The 15058-nt window shown below is 63.8% G+C and carries 15 protein-coding genes and 1 pseudogene; 3 read left to right on the top strand and 13 right to left on the bottom strand.

Annotated elements, in window-relative coordinates; genetic code table 11:
* Window positions 1-203: 203 nt before the first annotated feature.
* The 8 genes from PY310_RS18765 to PY310_RS18730 form a co-directional block, all read right to left on the bottom strand.
* Complete coding sequence (locus tag PY310_RS18765; protein ID WP_275216028.1) at window positions 204-710, bottom strand: GNAT family N-acetyltransferase; 507 nt, start codon at window positions 708-710, stop codon at window positions 204-206.
* Between the two features lie 23 nt (window positions 711-733).
* Window positions 734-1651, bottom strand: coding sequence for a dioxygenase family protein (locus PY310_RS18760; protein WP_275216026.1), 918 nt, complete (start codon window positions 1649-1651; stop codon window positions 734-736).
* A 65-nt stretch (window positions 1652-1716) separates the two neighbouring features.
* Window positions 1717-2793 carry a maleylacetate reductase gene (locus PY310_RS18755; RefSeq protein ID WP_275216024.1) on the bottom strand — a complete coding sequence of 359 codons (1077 nt, stop codon included), beginning with the start codon at window positions 2791-2793 and terminating at the stop codon, window positions 1717-1719.
* A gap of 272 nt (window positions 2794-3065) precedes the next feature.
* On the bottom strand, window positions 3066-3992 hold the full coding sequence (locus PY310_RS18750) for a VOC family protein (RefSeq protein ID WP_275216022.1): 927 nt from the start codon (window positions 3990-3992) through the stop codon (window positions 3066-3068).
* 100 nt (window positions 3993-4092) lie between these two features.
* A complete protein-coding gene (locus PY310_RS18745; RefSeq protein WP_275216021.1) occupies window positions 4093-4950 on the bottom strand; it encodes a fumarylacetoacetate hydrolase family protein in 858 nt (285 codons plus the stop codon).
* A gap of 105 nt (window positions 4951-5055) precedes the next feature.
* Window positions 5056-6666, bottom strand: a complete 1611-nt coding sequence (locus tag PY310_RS18740; protein WP_275216018.1) for a 4-hydroxyphenylacetate 3-hydroxylase family protein — start codon at window positions 6664-6666, stop codon at window positions 5056-5058.
* Window positions 6663-7085, bottom strand: a complete 423-nt coding sequence (locus PY310_RS18735) for an ester cyclase (RefSeq protein WP_275216016.1) — start codon at window positions 7083-7085, stop codon at window positions 6663-6665. The genes PY310_RS18740 and PY310_RS18735 overlap by 4 nt, the downstream gene beginning before the upstream one ends.
* Window positions 7076-7678, bottom strand: coding sequence for a flavin reductase family protein (locus PY310_RS18730; RefSeq protein ID WP_275216014.1), 603 nt, complete (start codon window positions 7676-7678; stop codon window positions 7076-7078). Before PY310_RS18730 ends, PY310_RS18735 begins: the two co-directional genes overlap by 10 nt.
* A gap of 202 nt (window positions 7679-7880) precedes the next feature.
* On the opposite strand from PY310_RS18730, the gene PY310_RS18725 reads away from it, so the two are divergent.
* Window positions 7881-8813: a LysR family transcriptional regulator gene (locus PY310_RS18725; RefSeq protein ID WP_275216012.1), complete on the top strand. Its 933-nt coding sequence runs from the start codon at window positions 7881-7883 to the stop codon at window positions 8811-8813.
* Here the strand turns inward: PY310_RS18725 and PY310_RS18720 are convergent.
* From PY310_RS18720 to PY310_RS18705, 5 genes and pseudogenes are all read right to left on the bottom strand, one after another.
* Window positions 8796-9503, bottom strand: coding sequence for an IS1595 family transposase (locus PY310_RS18720; protein ID WP_275216010.1), 708 nt, complete (start codon window positions 9501-9503; stop codon window positions 8796-8798). The genes PY310_RS18725 and PY310_RS18720 overlap by 18 nt on opposite strands.
* A pseudogene (locus PY310_RS21700) lies at window positions 9501-9605 on the bottom strand (transposase); the annotation flags it as partial. The gene PY310_RS18720 and the pseudogene PY310_RS21700, both read right to left, overlap by 3 nt.
* A gap of 598 nt (window positions 9606-10203) precedes the next feature.
* Window positions 10204-10971 carry a helix-turn-helix domain-containing protein gene (locus tag PY310_RS18715; RefSeq protein ID WP_275216063.1) on the bottom strand — a complete coding sequence of 256 codons (768 nt, stop codon included), beginning with the start codon at window positions 10969-10971 and terminating at the stop codon, window positions 10204-10206.
* Window positions 10972-11053: 82 nt separating this feature from the next.
* Complete coding sequence (locus tag PY310_RS18710) at window positions 11054-11635, bottom strand: recombinase family protein (protein ID WP_275216009.1); 582 nt, start codon at window positions 11633-11635, stop codon at window positions 11054-11056.
* A 204-nt stretch (window positions 11636-11839) separates the two neighbouring features.
* Complete coding sequence (locus PY310_RS18705; protein ID WP_169998766.1) at window positions 11840-13051, bottom strand: beta-ketoacyl-[acyl-carrier-protein] synthase family protein; 1212 nt, start codon at window positions 13049-13051, stop codon at window positions 11840-11842.
* Between the two features lie 17 nt (window positions 13052-13068).
* Between PY310_RS18705 and PY310_RS18700 the strand changes: the two genes are divergently transcribed.
* Both PY310_RS18700 and PY310_RS18695 read left to right on the top strand, forming a co-directional pair.
* Complete coding sequence (locus PY310_RS18700) at window positions 13069-13776, top strand: TetR/AcrR family transcriptional regulator (RefSeq protein WP_342755760.1); 708 nt, start codon at window positions 13069-13071, stop codon at window positions 13774-13776.
* Between the two features lie 370 nt (window positions 13777-14146).
* Window positions 14147-14728: a recombinase family protein gene (locus PY310_RS18695; protein WP_275216003.1), complete on the top strand. Its 582-nt coding sequence runs from the start codon at window positions 14147-14149 to the stop codon at window positions 14726-14728.
* The last annotated feature ends 330 nt before the right edge of the window (window positions 14729-15058 follow it).

The raw sequence follows: 15058 nt of genomic DNA, 5'->3' as shown, positions 1-15058 counted from the left end.
GTTTTGACCAACGATATGAGAGCTTTTTCGACTTTTTCGGATGTCAGTTTCAGAAGTCGTCTGCACGGAATGTCAGAAGTCGTCTGCACTCGTATCTATGCAACTCCATAGCGTAATCACACCGAACTTGCAGCCCTTCCCATGTGAATCGCAGATTTATTTGGCTGCAGCTCACTTAGAGGAGGATCAACTTCCGAAAGAAGCTATAGGAGCGCGGCGGTCATCTGGATGCGACGACCATACAGGTCGAGTCCGAGTCGCTCTTCGACTTCCGCGAGGTGTTTGTGGAAGTCGGTAGCCGGACTCGTTTCGACGAATCCGGCGCGCGCATAGAAGGGCCCGTTCCAGGGGACGTCGGCATAGGTCCGCAAATTTAAGGACTGGTATCCGCGGCGGCGTGCTTCGTTCTTCGCAACCTCGACAAGTGCCCGGCCGTGTCCGCGTCGGCCATGCTCGGGCAGCACCGACAACCGCTCCAAGTGGGCAATCTGGCCGAGTTCGAGGACGTGTACGAACGCGATGACCGCGCTTCCCTCAGTCTCTTCCGCGACCAGGATGTAACCAGGCTCCGCCGCTCTCGACCCAGCGGAAGGAGCTGGCTCCCATCTCTGGGGTGCCAGTCGGTCAATGATCACCTGGTCAGCGGCGTTCTCTATCTGCTCGATCGTCACATTGTCGGATGGGGCTGCGAAGCGGATATGAAGGGTCACCGGCAGAGTCTGAAGCTATGTGCTCAAATTTGGGCGGGGGCGGGGGCGAGGACGACGTCGAAACGGGTGCGGGCCCAGGTCTGATTGCCGAGGTCGCGGCCGTCGGGGGCAGGGGTGCCGGCCGGCTGGGGTTCGAAGCGTTTGATGAGGGAGTCTTTAACGCCGAAGACGGAGTCGCCGATTTCGATCTGTGGGTCGCCCTCGACGAAGATGTGGGTCACGAGGGTCCGCAGGCCGGGGGCGGTGACCATAAAGTGCAGGTGAGAGGCGCGGACGGGGGAGCGGCCAGCGGCTTCGAGCATTTTGCCGACGGGTCCGTCGTGGGGAATGGGGTACGGGGTGGGGATAAGTCCCCAAAAAGAGTATTTGCCGTGCTCGTCGGCGAACAGGTGTGCGCGTCCGGCGACGCGGTTGTCGGTGTACTGGACGTCGTAGAAGCCGTCTTCGTCGGCTTCCCAGACCTCGAGCCGGGCGCCGGGGACGGGGCGTCCTTCGGTGTCGGTGATGGTGCCTTCGACCCAGCAGGGCTGGCCTGCCGCGCCGCCGGCGATGTCCCCGCCGAGGGCGATTTCGGGGGCATCGGCGGTGAAGAACGGTCCGAAGACGGTGGCTTCGGTGGCGCCTTTGTAGGCCTGGTTGTTGATGGCGATGGTCTGCATGGAGGCGCCCAGGACGTCGGAGAGGAGGATGAATTCCTGGCGTTTGTCGTCGGTGATGTGGCCGGAGGCGGTGAGGAACTCAATCGCAGTGTTCCATTCTTCCTCGGTGAGGCGGACTTCGCGGAGGAAGTTATGCAGGTGCCGGGTCAGGGCTTGCATGAGCTGTTTCAGGCGCGGGTCCTGGGTTTTGTCGAAGGACGCGACGACGGTGTTCACGAGTTCCTGTTCGACGGCGGCCTGTTCGGGGCTGATGGTGGTCCCGGCATGGGTGGTTTCGGACATGCTGTACTCCTGCTGTTCGTATGGGGAGCTGGTCGGGTGTGGGAAAGGTGCTTGGTGCGGTCCGGTTAGAGGTCCAGCAGAACTGCGGGGTCTTCGCCGGTCAAGGCCGCTTGGAGGAGGCGGGTGAGGTTTTCGGTGGTGACGGGGCGCGGGTTGGATGCCGGGACGGCCGGCAGGATGATGGCGACGGCCTCGGCGATTCCGTCGGCGGTGAAGCCGTAGTCCCACAGGGCCTTGGGGGCGTCGAGGCGTTTGCGCAGGTCCTGCAGTCCGGTGAGTGCGCCGGTGGTGCCGAACGCGGCGGCGATGCGCGCCTCGGCCTCGGGAGCGAAGGGTGCGTTGAAGGCCAGGACGTACGGGAGGATGGTGGCATGGGTCTGCGCGTGCGGCAGGTTGAAGGTGCCGCCCAGGACGTGGCAGACCTTGTGGTGCAGCCCTGACCCGGCGGAGGCGAACGCGACCGCTGACAGGTACGCGCCGTAGAGAGCCTGCTCGCGTCCTTCGGCACCTGCGGGGTCCTCCGCGATAAGCGGCAGTCCCCGGTTAAGGGCGCGGATGCCTTCGGCGCCGAGAGCGGCGTTGATCGGGTCGGCCCGGGGTGCCCACATGGAGTCGATGCAGTGGGCCATGCCGTTCAGTCCGGAGGCCACGGACATGTCCACCGGCAGGGACAGGATCAGCGCGGCGTCGTAGATGACCGTGACCGGCAGGACGGCGTCATCCACCCCCGTGGTCTTCCGGGACGCTTCGGTCAGGCCCCACACATTCGTGGCTTCGGAGCCGGCGTAGGTAGTGGGTACAGCGATGATGGGCAGGTGGGAGGTCATCGCGATCGCCTTGGCGAGGCCCGTCGTTGAGCCTCCGCCGACGCAGACCAGCAGGTCGATGCTGTGGCCGGCCGCGGCGGCACGTGCCTTGTCTGCCGTTTCGATGGGGACGTGCATGACCACGTCGTGGTGCCACAGCGCCACCTCGACCCCGGCGGCGACTATGCGGGCCATCGGTGTCTCACGGTCCGAGGCGATCACCATCACGCGCTGCGCGCCCAACCGGGCCACTTCCGCGGCGAGGTTCGCAGCGGCATTGCCGGTGCCGAACAGGACTCTCTGGCCAAGGGTCACATGTTCGAAAGCAAGGCTCATCGTTTGTTCTCCGGGTTTACGATTGCGGCTCCAGCGCCGTGTAGGCGGCAGCCCAAGTGCCGGCGCACGCTTGGTCGGAGGATATTTCCCAAAGGAATCAACAACACGCCACACTAGTCCTCTTCTGTCCGGTACATAAGCCCGGCCCAAGGGAAACAAGTCAGCTCCCCAGAGCCGGGCTCCTGTTCGGTTTGCTCCGATCCGGCGTCGTGCTCCCAATTTTGACGGCCTGCGTTTGTGGTCATGGCGTCTCCTGGTTGGTTCCGGACGGGTTATGCCGAGGCGGGCGCGTGGGTGCCGGTCATGAGGGCGGCGAGGTCGTCGGGTTCGAGGAAGGAGGGGGGCGGGGGTGGGCCCCAGCTGAAGAGGCCCTGGGCGCCTTCGAAGGTTTCGGGGGTCCAGATTTCGTCTTCGGGGATGCAGTCCATGTCGGAGTAGTACTCGGAGAAGTTCCCGGCGGGGTCTTTGAGGTACCAGAAGAAGTTCGAGCCGGCGTGGTGGCGTCCGAGGCCCCAGATGTGGCGTTCGGGGTTGTTTTCGAGCATGGCTTTCGCGCCGCGTCCGACGTCGTCGATGTCATCGACCTGCCAGGAGGTGTGGTGGAGGAAGTTCACGGGCGCGGTGAGGGCCAGGACGTTGTGGTGGTCCACGGAGCAGCGCATGAACGCGCCCTTGTCCGAGATGTAGTCGCTGACCTTGAAGCCGATCCCTTCGGTGAAGAACCGCATGGTTGCTTCCAGGTTCACGGTGCCGATCACGGTGTGGCCGAGTTTGCGGGGTTTGATCGCGTAGTCCCTCACGACGCCGGGGGCGCGTCCGAAGCGGTCGGTCCGGCCGGGGCCGTTGTAGGGGGTTGCCGGGGTGGGGTCCTGGGCGATCCGGGGGGCGACGTGGATGCGGGCGGTGAAGCCGGAGACGGGTTCGGTGGCGAGCAGTTCGGTGCCGTTGTGGTTCATCGGCACGCCCAGGCGGGTCATCTGGGAGGTGACTTTGGCGACGTCGTCGTCGTTGTCGGCGCCGACGCCGAGTTCGACCAGGCGGCGGGTGGGGGCGTGGACGATTTTGAGCTGTTCGCCGCCGTCGCGGGTCCCGAACGAGTTGTTACCGAGCGGGTCCAGGCCGAATTCCTCGTAGTACGCGGCCGTTTCGGCCACGTTCGGAACACCCATCACCACGCGGGTCAGACGATGCAATGACATGGGGTTACTCCTTTGTATCCATAGGTTTGGTGGTCAAGCCCGGGTCAGGGGGCGGGCCGGTCGGCTGCCCGGGGGTCCGGCCGGGCAGCCGGGGGCGGGGTCAGTTGCCGGCGGCGATGAAGGTCTGCGTGATCTCGCCGATGCCTTCGATGTGGGAAACGAGGGTTTCGCCGGGCTGGATGAAGCGCTGCGGGGACCGGCCCAGGCCAACGCCGGCGGGGGTGCCGGTGAAGATGATGTCGCCCGGGAGCAGGGTCACCGTTGCGGAGAGGCCTTCGACCAGGGCCGGGACCGAGAAGATCAGTTCGCTGGTGCGGCCTTTCTGCACCTCTTCGCCATCCAGGCTGCAGCTGATTTCCAGATCGTCCGGGTTCTCGAACTCATCCACGGTTACCAGCCAGGGCCCGACCGGTCCGAAGCCGGGAAAGGACTTCCCCAGGCCGAACTGCGGTGCCGGACCACGCAGCTGGGAAACCCGCTCGGAGATGTCCTGCCCGATCGAGAGACCGGCCACGTAGTCCCAGGCATTGGAGGCGGATACGTTTGAGGCTTCTTTGCCGATGATGGCTACGAGCTCCACTTCCCAGTCCGTGTTCCCGCCCGCCGGCAGGACAACCTCGGTGTCCGGGCCGGCGAGGGAGCTGACGAACTTGGTGAAAACAGGGGGCAGCTGGTCCGGTGCGTCGAACCCTGATTCCTTGGCGTGTGCGCTGTAGTTCAGCCCGATCGCGAAGATCTGGCGGGGGGCGGGGGACGGGGACCCGAGCAGGGAACGGTCGATGGCCACGTCGGCCGCGAGGCCGGACAAGCGCTGCGCCCAGGCGGTAAACGCTTCCCATTCGGTGTAGAGCGAGGGCAGGTCCGGGCCGAACCGGCCGTCGCTGGCGGTGTGGATGTCGACGCCAGCCTCATCGGAGGTCAGTAAAACTGCCCGGCTGTTGTGGTTTGCGATACGCAAAATAACTCCTTGTATGTAGCGTGCGCCGGCAGGTTCCGGGAAAGGAGACACGGTGGTGGAGGCCGATGTGGCCCCAGGGCGGCCGTCCCTGGGGCCACCGTTCGGTCAGGCGGGTGCGCCCTCTTCTGCCATGGACCTTGCGGTGCCATCACCGATATAGCCGTCGTGCACGTCCTGGGCCTGCGCGTACGCGGGCTGGAAGCGGACACTGGCGTAGTGTGAGGCTTTCTCCGCTTCCTGCGCACGCTTGCCGAGTTCGGCGGTGTCGCCGAAGCCCAACACGTCCCGGGCGAGCTGGGTCAGCGGGCCATCGACCTGGTATTCGGTGCGCTGCAAGGTCAAAATATTGATCAAGTACAGCGGGGTACCGTTGAACTTCTCGAACATCTCGTGCCGGGCGCCCCATTCGGTAAGGAACCGCTCGCTGATCTGCCGGAAGATCTTGATCCGGTCCCGGGCGCTGATTTCCGCGCCTCGTAGCGCCTCCTCCAGCTTCGGGCCGATATAGGGGTCGTCAAGCTCACGCTTGGTGGGCTGCAGGACCACGCCGCGGCCGCAGAAGTCGATCAGCTTGTTGACCATGTCATGCTGGTTCTCCAAGTAGTGCGCACGGCCGAAATCGACATAGACGTTGTTCGGCTTGAAAAGCCCTCCAGGAGTGGTAAACCCGGTCTCCTCCGCCGCAATCATGAAGGCCCGTAGCGTCTCGCGGAACCGGATGAGGTCGGCTAACTGGGCCTGCACGATGGGTTGGCCGCTCGTACCCAGCGCCTGGGTGATCAGCAGGGCGAGGCCGACCATGAGTTCGGCGTGGATGCAGTGCCGGGTCTGGGTCTCGAGGTGCACCCAGTCGAACTGGCGCTGCGGATACCACTTGGCATGATCAGGGTTCCCAATGTGCTGCACCTGCGGCCACGGGATCAGCACGTCGTCGAAGTACACCATTGCATCGAGCTCGTCACCGATGGTGGCCAACGGGCGGTCGTAGGGGTCGGCGTCAGGCTGAGCCCGTGATTCACGGGCGACGACGCTGACGCCAGGGGTGGACAACGGGACCATCGCGTAGATCGTCTGCTCCGGGGTCTGGCCCGGGCGCCACAGGTTTCCGATCAGCAGGTTGTTGACGAACGGCACCGAGGTACCAATGGCCTTCCAGCCGCGCACAACGATACCCTCGTCGTTCTCCTCCAGGATCTTGAGCATCGGCGTCTCTGCCAACGCGTCGTCTCGGCCGCGGTCGTACTGCACGTCGATGAACATCGGCGAGATCGAGAGGTCCTTTGAAGTGACCTCCTCCCACTGGCGCTGAATGTTGCCGGACAGATCCCGGTGCCCGTTCTTGAAACGGGAATTCTCCGCCCAAGGCGCCTGGTCATCGACCTGAGTGAACATCACAACGTTCATGCCTTCCGGCGGGCGGGTGAATATGCCGCCCTTGAAATGCTTGAACAGGAACTCGCAGTACTTCCGACGACGGACGGCGTCTTCCTTGGACCGCGGCAGGAACCAGTGCATCGACTGGCGTTCACCGTTGTCGTCGATGAACGTTGTGATGTCCTGGTGCTCGGGATCGAGGTGCAGGTCGTAGTAATCGGCAATTGCCTGGGCATAACCTCGGGTCTTCGGATGGGTGGTGATGTCCTCGATGATCTCGCCGCCGACGTAGACAGTACGGCCGTCCCGCAACGATTCCAGATATTCTTTACCGGTTCTCATACTGGTTCTCCTTTGTTGATGGTGTTGAGCTGGCGCTGGAACGTGGCGGCGTCCCAGTAGTCCTCGCTGCGGCTGATGGCGCTTCCGTTCAGATGCAGCACATGCGCACCGTGCAGCGAGAGTCGTTGGCCGCGAGCGGGGATGGGTCCCATCGGGGCTTGTAGGGTGGCCGTCAGAAGATAGGTGATCGCGATCTTGCCGTCTGGATCAGTGATCTGGGACCGTGGCGTCCAGTGGGCGTCCGGGAACCAGATAAAGAACCGCCGTAACCCGTCTGCGATACGTTCAGGCCCTTGCACGATGCGGCCCTGGGCGATCTCTTCGTGGGTGGCGTCTGTGTCATAGAGTCTGGCGACTGACGCGGGCTGGTGCCCATTGTAGGCCGCATAGAGGAGGACCGGCAGGTCCGTCACGCCCACGCCAGCGCCGTGAGCATCGCAGGCGATTCCTCGAGTGTGACCCCATGCATGTAGCGGCCCTCTCCGTAGAGCAGTGGCGTGCGGGCAGACGGAACCACGATGGCCTCGACGGCGGCGATGACCACGAAATGACTGCCCACCGGACGCACTTCACTAACCTTGCAGTCGAACGTTACGAGGGAGTCACGCAGTACCGGCATCGTCACCTGCTCTGAAAATTCCGGCGTGGCAACGGTGTATCCATCAAGGTATTTGACCGCGCCGGGCCGAGCGCAGAGCCCGGACAGGTGAAGTTGGTCCTGAGTCAACAAATTTGCGGCGAAACGCCCATCCTTCGCGATGTCCGACGCCGTGACCGTCCGGTTGTTGACACATACCAATATCGTGGGCGGCTCCGCACATACCGAGCTGAATGCGTTTACCGTCATGCCCCAGGGCCGACCATCGTGGAGGGTGGTCACCACGGTAACCCCGCTGACCACCCTTCGCATCGCGGACCGGAATGCGTCAGTGTCCGAGCCGGTGTACACGTTCCCTGCTACCGAACCGGCGCTGCTCAGCCCCATCGTGGACGGGGGTGTTGTTTTGATCATGATCTGTCCTAACTCACGTCCGATGTCTTCCGCCCTTTCCCAACGCGCGAAGGGCCTAAACCTCTCTCCTGCGCGGGGACATCCCTGGCGGTCCGGCGAATGTGAGGAACATCACCGTTCCACTGAGGCTATGGCCCGTCTCACATATCCGTCCAATCGATAATATGGATGCGACCTATCTTTGCTACCGATACGGGTGCTGATGAACCTGCGGAACGTCGACTTGAACCTCCTCGTCGCACTCGACGCCTTGCTGGCCGAACGCAGCGTCAGTCGTGCCGGGCAGCGGATGGGTTTGAGCCAGCCGGCGATGAGTGGTGCCCTCGCCCGGCTACGCAAAGTGCTTCGCGACCCCCTGCTGGTGCGGGTCGGCCGCGATCTCGTGCTGACCCCGACAGCTGAAAACCTGATTACCCCCGTTCGCGAGATCCTCAGCCAGATCGAACAGACTCTCCAGCAACGCCCGTGGTTCGACCCGGCGACGGACTCGCGAACCTTCTCCATCAGTGGGTCCGACTATGCGACGCTGCTCCTGTTGGTACCGTTCCTGCGGGCACTAGTGGTGGAGGCGCCCCGGGTCACAGTCCGCATCCTGCCTCGGTCCAGCGATGCCCGGCAAATGCTCCACAACGATCAGGCAGACCTCGTCATCGAACCGCTCGAGCTCCTCGGCGCCACCGAGTTTCCGCACCTTCCCCTTCTCCGCGACCGGTGGTTGTGCGCCGTGGATGCCCACAACCGGCAGGTCCCCACGGCTGGGCTCACCTTTGAGCAATACCTGCAACTACCGCACTTGGTCTACAGCATTGGACAAGACCAGCAGCTCAACCTCGCCGACCGGCATCTCGCGCAAATGGGCGTCCGTCGGCGCATCGAAGTCACCGTGGAAAGCTTTCTTCTCGTTCCCTTCCTCCTCCAGGGCACTGAATTGGTCTCCTTCATACTCGAACGTGCCGCTCACCAGATGCCCGCAACCGGCATTCGCATCCTCGAACCACCGTTGGTACTACCCGAGATCCATGAAGCCATGTACTGGCACCCCCGCCACACCACCGACCCCGGACACCGCTGGCTCCGCGAACGCCTCCAAGCCACCGCGAGAACTATCGATTCCGGTCTAACTCCTACGCCTTGATCGCTGGCGGCGATTCGCGTTCTCAAAGCGGAACTCGAACTCGTTGAGGTAGGCCTGCAGGTGCTCGTCACCAACCGCGCCCTGATGGGTGCCCAGCAGCCAGCGCTCCGCCAATGATGCAACGCGGTGGACCGCCGGCAGCAAAGCCCCGGGATCTTCGCCGCGGGCACGGGCAGCGCGCTGGCTGCGAGCCTCGTGGGCATAGCCAAGCGTTTCGATGCCCTGGTAGCTTGTCCAGCCGTCGGTGACCACCAGGGCACCCGGTTCGACGTTGTCCGCCACGAAGTGGTGCAGGGACGGTCCCGAGGCATCAGCCAGGACCGCCATGCGGGCGCGGCCGAAACCCCGCGGCCCGGTGACCTCCACCGCCACGCCGACGAGGACCTTCTTGCCCCGCGCACGCCCACCCTGCAACCCGGGCTCGCGGCCGCCGATGAAAGTCTCGTCCGCCTCGACCACGCCGCCGAGCCGGTCCCGGCCCGGGCGCACCAGCACCGAGCGAATCCGGTGCAGCATGGCCCAGGCGGTCGGGTACGAGCCGATGCCCAGCGACCGTTGCAGCCCCTGGGCTGAGACGCCGTTATTCTGCATAGCAGACAGCCAGCACGCCGCGAACCACACAGTCAGCGGTGTCCTGCGGCGATCGAAGAGAGTCCCTGCAGTGACGGAGGTCCGGGTACTGCAGGCCACGCATTTGTACCGCCCGTCGCCCAAGGACCACCCGCCGGCATGCGAGCAGCGCGGGCAAACGAAGCCCTCCGGCCACCGCAACCAATCCAGATAGTCCAGGCAATCAGCGTCGGTCGCAAACCACGCCGGAACTCGCCAGCAGACCGCCGGTAATCAACGCCAGCCCGGGGCTTGGGCTCGTCCACGCCCTCATTTTGGTCCGGTCAGATGAATACCCCAGTGACAGCTATAGGAGCATCATCAGCGGCAGAAACGGTCGCACCGTGGCCAGCCGTCCGGCCAGCTCCTCCAAACGCTGCCCGTTCAGCTCGGCATCATCGGCCGGGACCAGCTCGTCGATCACCGCGACCGCGGCGCGCAGCTCGCTCTAGACCAGACAATGTTCGGCGTTCTCTGTGATCTGGATGTCGTTGTTCACGGCGTCCAGCAACACAATCTTGGGCTACGGCCCGTTGGCGGCAAAGATGAGGTTCTTCAGGTCGCCAGCCAGCCCCGCCGACGCCGGCCGACGATGTGGGACCGGGCGGCGGATAGGTGCGATTAGTCAAGGTCGGGCGACGGAGGCGTTCGGAAGATCCTTCACGGGCTCGAGCTCTTTGGTGGCGCGCATAAGCGTGCTCCTGACGCGTGTCGGGGAACTGGAGATCTGTCGTACGCGCCGTGGCTACACAGCTCATATCGGGGACTTCTGCGCCTGCGTTCAGTCGGTGCATCCATCCGTTTCCGGGGACACGCTGGTAGCCTCGTGGCGGAATTCGGCGGGGGTCTGGCCGAAAGTTTCCCTGAACGTGCTTCCGAAGTGTGATGCGGTTTTGAAGCCCCAGCGCATGCCGATGGAGGCGGCTGACACGGCTTGGAGGGCGGGGTCGCTGAGGTCGCGTCGGCAGCGTTGGAGGCGGCGGTTGCGTATCCAGGACGCGACGGTCAGACCTTCGGCGTGGAAAACGCTGTGCAGCTGTCGGAGGGAAATGTAGTGCGCGGCAGCGATCGTTCCGGGCCCTAGCTCGGGATCCGAAAGCTGATTGTCGATGTGGCTTTGCACCTGTTCCAGCAGGGGCTGGGCTGGGTGTGGAGGACTGGAGATGTCCAGTTGGCTTTGGAACATGGTGGTGATGAGATCCAGGGCACCTTGGGCGGCGAGAATTCTGCTTCTGCCGGAAATAGTGTCCATGAGTTGGTTCAACGTCATGAGCAACGCCCCCGCTGCGGGGGCGAAGCCCTCCCGCGCCCCGGTGCGGGTTGCCGTGAGCTGGCTTACCTGGTCCGGGGGAAGGCTGATCAGGTGCTGGGGAAACTTCATGCACAGGTTCCGGTAGTCGGTGCTGCTGATCACCGTTGTGGGCCGGGTCGTGTCGAAAAGGGTGAGGTCACCGGGTTGCAGGATTGCGGTGCGGTTGTCTTGGGAGAACTCACCCACCCCCGCTATCTGCAGGCACAGCAGGTAGTCGGGCCGGTCGGTGCTGCTGATGCTTTCGGCCCCGCGGTGTGCTGTGTGCTGTGACTGTTGGCGGTAAATGGCGGTCTTTTTGCGGCGCTAAATGTCGCCCCTGCTAGTCGGCAAGCGCTCGTGACCGCCTGTAGAACGTCGCTCGGGACATACCGAGATCCCGGGCAACCTGCGCCGCGGGCTCGCCACCTTTGACCAGGCGAACAGCGCTTCTGATCTGACTATCAGTAACCCGGCGGGGCCGGCCGCCAAGATCCTTGCCAGCTTCTCTTCGCTTGATTATGGAATCAGTGACGCGTTCGCGCTTGATCTCGTGTTCCATCTGCGCGAGGGCGGCCATGATTGTGAACAACATAGAGCCCATCGGTGTTGCTGTGTCGACGTCGCCTCCGCCCAGGTTCAGGACGCGCAGGCCGGCGCCCCTGCTGCGGAGTTCGTCGGCGAAGAAAAGCATGTTCTGAGTGGATCGCCCGAGCCGGTCCAAAGTCGTGATCACGAGGGTGTCACCCTCCAAGAGCGCGTCCAGCGCTCGGTCGAACTGGGGTCGCGACGCACGCGCTCCGGAGACACCCTGATCGACGTAGAGGTCATCCCGTCGAACGCCGGCGGCCAGTAGATCCGCCCGCTGCCGGTCCGTGGACTGCTGCCGCGTCGAAACCCGTGCATAGCCAATAAGTTTCGACACGTCTGCCTCCAATGTGTCTCATAACTAATGATTAGTACCTCAATCCAACCAGAAGGTTTCGAGACATAGTTATGAGAATCGCCGGGCGCGGAGAAAGTCGCGAGATTTACAGGAATCAGGATCTTGCGGGAAAGAGCCAGGTGAGACGTGTCATATCCCAAGGGTTGCGAGACCTGTTGTAGGCAGTTCCACCCGTCCGCTCGATCAGGATGCCGAGAGCAGGAGGGCGACGTTCTGCCCGCCGAATCCGAATGAGTTGCTCACTGCCGCTGCGACGGGCATGGAACGTTCGGTGGTCACGACGTCGAGCATCAGTTCGGGATCGGCGTCGTCGAGGTTTTTCGTCGGCGGGATGATTCCGGTCTGGATGGTCAATGCGGTGATGATGGTCTCCACCGCTCCGGCCCCACCGAAGAGGTGTCCGATCGAGGCCTTCGGAGCGGTGACCGGGACCTGCTCGCCGAAGACGGCTCGGATGGCCGCAGCTTCGCTTCGATCGCCGACCGCTGTTCCTGTTGCGTGGCAGTTGATGTGGTCGACGTCTCCAGGCTGGAGTCCACTCCGGCGGACGGCCATCGCCATGGCGCGGATTTGTCCGGCGCCGGTGGGGTCCGGTGCAGTGAGGTGGTGGGCATCCGAGGAGATGCCGAAGCCCGCGATGTGAGCGATGATCGGAGCGTGTCGGGCCGCTGCGTGACGCTCCGATTCTAGGACCAGGACGCCCGAGCCCTCACCGAGGACGAATCCAGACCTGTTCAGGTCGAACGGGCGCGAGAGCTCGTCGAGCGCGCGGGTCGGCTTCGCGAGTGCCTGCGTTTGGGCGAATGCCGCCAGGGTGAACGGCATGATCGCCGCCTCGGCACCGCCCACAATCACGACGTCTGCCTCGTCGCCATCGATCAAGCGCATGCCCATCGCGACGGCCTCGGCCCCCGCAGCGCACGCAGAGACGGGTGTGAACACACCGGCGCCCGCGCCGTACTCGATGCTGATCTGCGCCGCCGCGGCATTGGCCATGAGCATGGGTACTGTGCGCGGCGAGACCCGCCGGGCGCCGGACTTTTCGAGCACGTCATCTTGATCGAGCAGGGTCTGGATACCTCCGGTGCCGGAGCCGATGACTACGGCCAGGCGGTCGCGTTCGACCTCCGGCGCGCCGGCTTGAGTCCAGGCCTCGGCCGCCGCTATGACGGCCAGCGATTGACACCGGTCGAGTCGGCGCGCCCGGATCGGGTCGATCACGTCGGGCCCGAGCTCGGGAGCCACGAAGGCCACCGGAACGGTGAGGTTCGCCCAGCTCTCTCCTCGGGTGCCGAGATCGATGACGTTCGATCGTCCTGCCAGCAGCCCGTTCCAGAGCGCGTGCACTCCGATCCCCATCGGCGTCACCACTCCCATGCCTGTTATTGCGACCATTTCCTGACCCTTCTTGTATGCGAAACAAGTTAACTTGTATCACATACAATAGATCCATGGCCACACCAGTTATGCCGCCCACGGGGACCCCGCGAGGAGTTGCAACTCGCGCGCGGATCCGAGACGCGGCATCGGATCTGTTCATGAGAGCTCCTCGCAATGAGGTAAGCGTTGCCGCGATCGCGGCCGCCGCCGGGGTCTATCCAAACCAGATCACCCATCATTTCGGGTCGAAAGACGCCCTTTTTATCGACGCGGCCTTCGCTCTTCTCCTGCGCGACACTGCGCGCCTGCAAATCGCAGCCTCGCGGGCGAAGTCTGTCACGGCGTTCCGGTCGGTGCTCGCCCGCACTGCGCTACTCATGCCCTCCCTGCCTCTGGCCGTCTCCGCGCTCGGGATCGCAGGTGACTCCCGCGAAGTGATCGATCCCGTGCAGCGCAATCTGGATCTGCTGTTCGCGCGATCGGAGCGATTCATCCGCGATCGGACGACCCGGCACGGCTGGTCGACCTCACCCGAGCTCGCGCGGGAGGTGCGTACGTTCTGGAGCGCGACCTTCGGCGCCGTGCTCCTGTCTCGTGCAGGATTCCCAGGCGGAGCCTCCGAGGTCGACCTGGCCAGCATCCTGAGCCTCACCGAGGATGCGGGACGGCTTGAGACCGGCCTCCACGAAATCGGCACCGACGGGCCCGCTCACCGGGTCAATCAGCCCGTCAGCGAATGAGGCGACCGACGCCGCCATGCCGATGGACGACCCGATCAACTAGTGGATCTGGATGCCATCCCCATACGGGGCAGCTGACTCGTCTCCTGCCAAAGCGATGTGTCTCATAACCCAGGAGTCTCGTATCCCTAGGGATACGAGATAGAGGTGCTTGCCTGGGCCCGGCTCCGTGATGGTTCTACGCGTCATTTATCGATCACAGAACGCCGCCAAATAACGCTGAAAGTCACACAAGGCGATGCGGAGTCCTGCGGCAGGAAATCGGCTCAGCAAAGAATGAATGGTCAGCGCTCCCTGATTCTCACAAATAGTTCTCGAAACGGTACAGTCGGACCACCGCCCCGAATCGAGTTTTGAGAAGAGAACACCCATGACCACGCACCGCATCGGCTACGCCCGGGTCTCCACCCGCGACCAGAACCTGGACCTGCAGCTCGACGCCCTGCAGAAGGCCGGATGCGACAAGATCTACAAGGACACGATCAGCGGCACCAAGTCCCGGCGCCCCGGCCTCGACCAGGCGCTGGACACCCTGCGCGACGGCGACACCCTGGTGGTGTGGAAGCTGGACCGCCTGGGCCGGAGCGTGAAAGACCTCCTGGACTTCGCCGGCGGCCTGAACGAACGAGGCGTAGGATTCGTCAGCCTCACCGACGCGATCGACACCACCTCGGTCTCCGGGCGCTTCTTCTTCAACGTGATGGCTTCCCTGGCCCAGATGGAACGGGAGCTCATGGTCGAACGCACCCAGGCCGGCCTGCAGGCCGCACGCGAACAGGGGCGGGTCGGCGGCCGCAAGCGCATCATGACGGAGACCAAGATCCGTTCAGCCCGCAAGCTCCTGAACCAGGGAACACCGCCCCGGGAGGTTGCCGACACCCTCGGGGTCTCCGTGCCCACCCTCTACCGGTGGGTCCCGGCAGCAGGTGCTACTGAGTCTTCAAAGCAGTAGTCCTGCTGGTTGGTGCAGGCGACTTCTGAACAAATGACGGTTGGTGCAGAGGACTCTTGAGCGGAATGCAGTTCCGTGCAGGGCACTTCTGCAATTTCAATGTCCATACTCGTCTGCACAACCCCGGAATTCCGCGGGCGCCTGTGCAGACGACTTCTGAAAACGACATCGGAGGCATGCCGGAGGCAGGTCAGAAACGACCAATATCTCTAGTCCGTCTCTGTCGGTGCCCAAGTGGCGCGGTGCATCCGTTGTGGAAAGTGTCCACGACGGATCTCGGACGGGACTCCTCCTCAGAGGAAAACACGGAAAATCGTGACCGACTCGAGA

This window comes from Pseudarthrobacter naphthalenicus, assembly GCF_029076445.1.
In the GTDB taxonomy this organism is placed as follows: Bacteria; Actinomycetota; Actinomycetes; order Actinomycetales; family Micrococcaceae; genus Arthrobacter; species Arthrobacter naphthalenicus.
Note: the sequence above shows the minus strand (reverse complement) of the source record. Positions and strands in the feature narration are given on the sequence as shown.

Excerpts from the sequence above, each read along its gene's own strand:
- PY310_RS18755 (WP_275216024.1), bottom strand. The coding sequence starts at position 2,793 with ATGAGCCTTGCTTTCGAACATGTGACCCTTGGCCAGAGAGTCCTGTTC.
- PY310_RS18740 (WP_275216018.1), bottom strand. The coding sequence starts at position 6,666 with ATGAGAACCGGTAAAGAATATCTGGAATCGTTGCGGGACGGCCGTACT.
- PY310_RS18705 (WP_169998766.1), bottom strand. The coding sequence starts at position 13,051 with ATGGTCGCAATAACAGGCATGGGAGTGGTGACGCCGATGGGGATCGGA.
- PY310_RS18760 (WP_275216026.1), bottom strand. The coding sequence starts at position 1,651 with ATGTCCGAAACCACCCATGCCGGGACCACCATCAGCCCCGAACAGGCC.
- PY310_RS18750 (WP_275216022.1), bottom strand. The coding sequence starts at position 3,992 with ATGTCATTGCATCGTCTGACCCGCGTGGTGATGGGTGTTCCGAACGTG.
- PY310_RS18695 (WP_275216003.1), top strand. The coding sequence starts at position 14,147 with ATGACCACGCACCGCATCGGCTACGCCCGGGTCTCCACCCGCGACCAG.
- PY310_RS18725 (WP_275216012.1), top strand. The coding sequence starts at position 7,881 with ATGAACCTGCGGAACGTCGACTTGAACCTCCTCGTCGCACTCGACGCC.
- PY310_RS18700 (WP_342755760.1), top strand. The coding sequence starts at position 13,069 with ATGCGAAACAAGTTAACTTGTATCACATACAATAGATCCATGGCCACA.
- PY310_RS18730 (WP_275216014.1), bottom strand. The coding sequence starts at position 7,678 with ATGATCAAAACAACACCCCCGTCCACGATGGGGCTGAGCAGCGCCGGT.